At 37.2% G+C, this 3,981-nt stretch carries 2 protein-coding genes; both read right to left on the bottom strand.

Annotation, left to right across the window (positions count from 1 at the left end):
* Positions 1 to 648 precede the first annotated feature (648 nt).
* A complete protein-coding gene (locus HE1_RS06625) occupies positions 649 to 2,325 on the bottom strand; it encodes a M24 family metallopeptidase (protein WP_206537251.1) in 1,677 nt (558 codons plus the stop codon).
* 34 nt (positions 2,326 to 2,359) lie between these two features.
* A complete protein-coding gene (locus HE1_RS05255; protein ID WP_162531285.1) occupies positions 2,360 to 3,736 on the bottom strand; it encodes a beta-propeller domain-containing protein in 1,377 nt (458 codons plus the stop codon).
* Positions 3,737 to 3,981: the final 245 nt, after the last annotated feature.

Genomic DNA, 3,981 nt, shown 5'->3' with positions numbered 1-3,981 from the left:
TCCGGTGATTTTATTATTATATACATCGTAAAGTTTTCCTAGTCTCTCTAACCATATATCAATACATCATTATAAAATTAAAACTTTATACTCATAATATCTATCTCAACCACTTTCAACACTTATGCGTTTTGAAGGGGGGCGTACCTTGGGATCAAGGCTATGCGCCAAAATTGAGCCATCCCCAGAAGACAAAGGTATTGTCATGAAAGTCGATGAATTTTGATATTATTTAAAAAAAGAAACAAAAAATTTGGATTTTTAAATCCTAGGATCGTACTGGAAAAGGGCTCATCAATTGGGAATTTATTGATCTCTTGAGTCAAACATTCAAATGACTTTTTGAACGATTAAAAAAATGGAAAATTTTATTTTATTGCAGAGATCGTTGGGCAGGTTTTAATAAAATTATACCAATCCCCCGTCTCTTTAAGGGAAAAGATAAAACGTTTTCCATTGAACAAAATCACGGTCGACACCGCTATTGGTTTACGAAATTTCGTCGAAAACTCCTTGCAAACACACGATCACTTGAAATGCTGGAGGTAACAATGCGTATTTTGCGGAACTTCACGTTAATAAAACATTTAAAATTGATTACGCTATAATTTGGTTAAAAGTTTCACTTTTAACCAAACACACTTAGTGCTAATGGGGAAATGTTTCAATTTGAAGCCATGCGCTTTCCTTTTTTGAAAGGTAAGGACAAAGTGTGGTAAAAACTTGTTCGTGATAAGCATTCAACCAGGCTATTCGTTCTTGACCTAATATATTTTTTTGAATAAGACGCCGTTGAAAAGGAGCAAGACTCAAAACATTCCATTTTAACCACCCTGGGTGATCCTCTTTCACGTGAAAAAGATTTTCCAATCGAATTCCCCATAATCCTTGACGATAGTATCCTGGCTCATTAGAACATATCATATTGGGCTCTAGAACTATTTTACTTCCAGAGCTTAGCTGAATAGGCCCTTCATGAACGTTGGAAAATACCCCAACCCCGTGTCCTGTGGAATGGCCGTAATCTTTATGTGCCTTCCATAATACATTACGCGCTAAGGTGTCTAGCACTGATCCAAAAGTTCCTTTTGGGAAAATGGCCATGGCTACATCAATGTGAGCTTGTAAAACCTGAGTGTAATCTTCTTGATACAAAGAATCTGGAGAATTTGGCCCTAGCCACATTGAGCGTGTCATATCTGTTGTTCCCCAATGGTATTGCCCTCCTGCATCGATTAGATATGGGCCATTTTGGATATAAGTTTGATCGTGAGGTTTTGGAACGTAATGAATCATAGCTCCTGAAGGACCTGATGCGGATATTGTTGGAAAACTTGGGCCTTGATACGATGCAGATTTTTTTCGAAATTCTTCCAGCTGTAAAGCCGCGGAATATTCTGTATAGGTTCTTTCTATTTTCTGCGTTTCTAGCCAATATAAAAATCGCGTAAAAGCAACGCCTTCAAAAATATGTGCTTGGCGAGTGGCTTCTAATTCTTCATTCGTTTTAATGCACCGGGTTTTAGGAAGATCCCAAGACGATATTTTGTGCGTCTGGGGAAACCAACGCAAAAGCCCCAAAGGAGTCGTTTCTGGAATATAGTAAATTTTAGAAAATGTTTTTTTAACTGTGCTTTTCCAAACTTCCATCGGAAGTATCGTAACAGAGGAAGGGAATGATTTTTTTTTTATTACAGGGGAATCAACGCCAACCAACCAAAGAACTTCATTACACGCTTCTTCCCACCATCCCAAACCGTACCCTTGAAGCGTTGGAAGAAAGATGTTTTCTGTTGCAACACGGCACAAAAAAGATAAATCTTGAGAATTACATATCAAAACAGGGTGTTTGAACCACGATTTCCACAATTGAGGGGATCTTCCAAGAAAAGGAAGAGGGAAAACTGTTTGCTGAAAATTTGAAGGAAACGCAAGCAATTGCTCAAAAACGACTTTGCAAGGAAGGGATTCAGCACTAAACTTTTCTGCGTGCTTTTTAGATATTTGCCAAAGATCTATTACTAAAATCTTGCTATGGGTTTGAATATAGTCGTGTAAGGAACTTAGATTGTGCACAGAGGTGCGGTTTTTACATTCCTTTTCTGCCTGTATCAGATAGCGATCATCTGTAAACAAACACATACTATTTTGACTGACCCAAAGCTTTGCATAAGACCCGGTAAAACCACAAAGAGTGTATATCTCATGGGAAACCGGACGTTGAGTCTCAAAAAAACGATTGCTGTGAAAAATAAGAGCACTATCTGCCCCTAAAGCACAAATTTTTTTACGAATTAGTGATAGCATAGTACTGAAGAAACTCAAAAAGCATTCGTTCCGATCTCTATTTAATCTTGCCTTATTCTTTGTGTCCCTCAAGACTTAAAGGGTACCAAGAAGGATGGTTGGCACTGTGAGACACCCCATTGATAATAGTTGAAAGACGTCGCACGGTCACTCCTCCTGCGGGGTTTCCAAAGGCATGGGCAATATGAAGTACATAGGGAGCATTATCTCCATTTTTAGCAGCATAAACCAGACAGCGACTATTTGGTCCCCAAGCGGGCCTGTCAATAACAAGAGACTCAGCGATGGCTCTTTCTTGTCCTCCATTACAGTCTGAGACACACAAATAATGTCTTCCATTCATTCTTTTTACAAAGGCAATCCACTTTCCACAAGGAGACCAAGCAGGTGCAAAATATCTTCCGCTTCCCTTGCTGATGCATGTGGGAGAATTTCCAGAGTGAAGACCGCTTACAAATAACTTGGGAATTCCTCCAAAGCGATCTGATACAAACACCATCCTTTTCCCATCAGGAGAATAACTAGGAGAAACATCTATGTAAGAATTATTTGGATAAGTTAAAGGATAAATTTTCCCAGAATTTAAATTATATCCAAACAATGAAGCGCCATTTTCCCCTGAACAAGAAAAAATAACTTCGTTACCATCAGCAGAGATTCGTGTAGAGTTGAAGTTCCGAAGATATGGAAGACGAAACTCAGTTTTTTCTACAAAATTCATCACACCGATCTGCTTGTGTTGACCGTATCCTCGATCAATTAAATAGGTTACAATTGGACGATTTCTAGCGCAATGTGGTAAAAGAGCTCCCGTTTTGCTGGGGGAAGTAAGAAAAGAGCACTCTTTTCCGTCAACGCTTACCAGTGCAATACACTGTTTATTTTTTTTTGAATCTCTTGAATTGTGCGTTTCATAGGTGTATGCGATAACTGAATGAAAATACCCCGGTTCTCCAGTAAACTGCTTATAAATTGCATTGGCAACACGGTGAGCAAAAAGCCGCGAGTTGCTTCCTTTTTGGCGAACTATCTGCTTTCCTAAGCACCGCTTAGTAAGTGTGTTGAAAAAACTTAATCGACACACCTGCTGATCGTCTTCTTCCTTAAGCTGAGCTTGTACAAAAACAGAACCTGGAATGTGCGCCCAGCTTTGTAAACTTACTGTATCTACGTGTTCTTCAGATTCAGAGGAAGAGTTTTCCCCTATAACAGGTAAAATTCTAAAAAAACCAGAAAGTTTTAAATCATTTTCTATAATTTTTTGCACGTTGGATGCATTTCCTAGACCGGAAATACATACTGGAATGACGATACTAATCCCTTTTCGAACATTAAGATTTAGGGCGCTTTGGACTTTTGTTGCGCCAACAACGTGTAACAAGCTTAATAAACAAAGTATTTTTGAATTTAAGACAATCAACTGCTTCACTAACATTTCTTTTATATTTAAAGACACCCCTATATTTAACATTTTTTTTGTTCAAATGCAAATACTTTCATAATTTTTTTATATTAAAAATAAGTTTTTATTTCTATAATCAGTACATTTTTTATTTGTAGTTTTATTTTTTATAATTTTATTTTATGCTATAAACAAAAATTTCAAACATAAGATGAATAATAAAAGTAAATTAATTTTTATTTTCGTAATACTTTTAACAGGAAGCGAAAATT

It is taken from the genome of Holospora elegans E1, assembly GCF_000648275.1.
GTDB classification, from domain to species: Bacteria; Pseudomonadota; Alphaproteobacteria; order Holosporales; family Holosporaceae; genus Holospora; species Holospora undulata_A.
The sequence above is the reverse complement of the archived record's forward strand: the minus strand, read 5'-3'. Positions and strand labels throughout refer to the sequence as shown.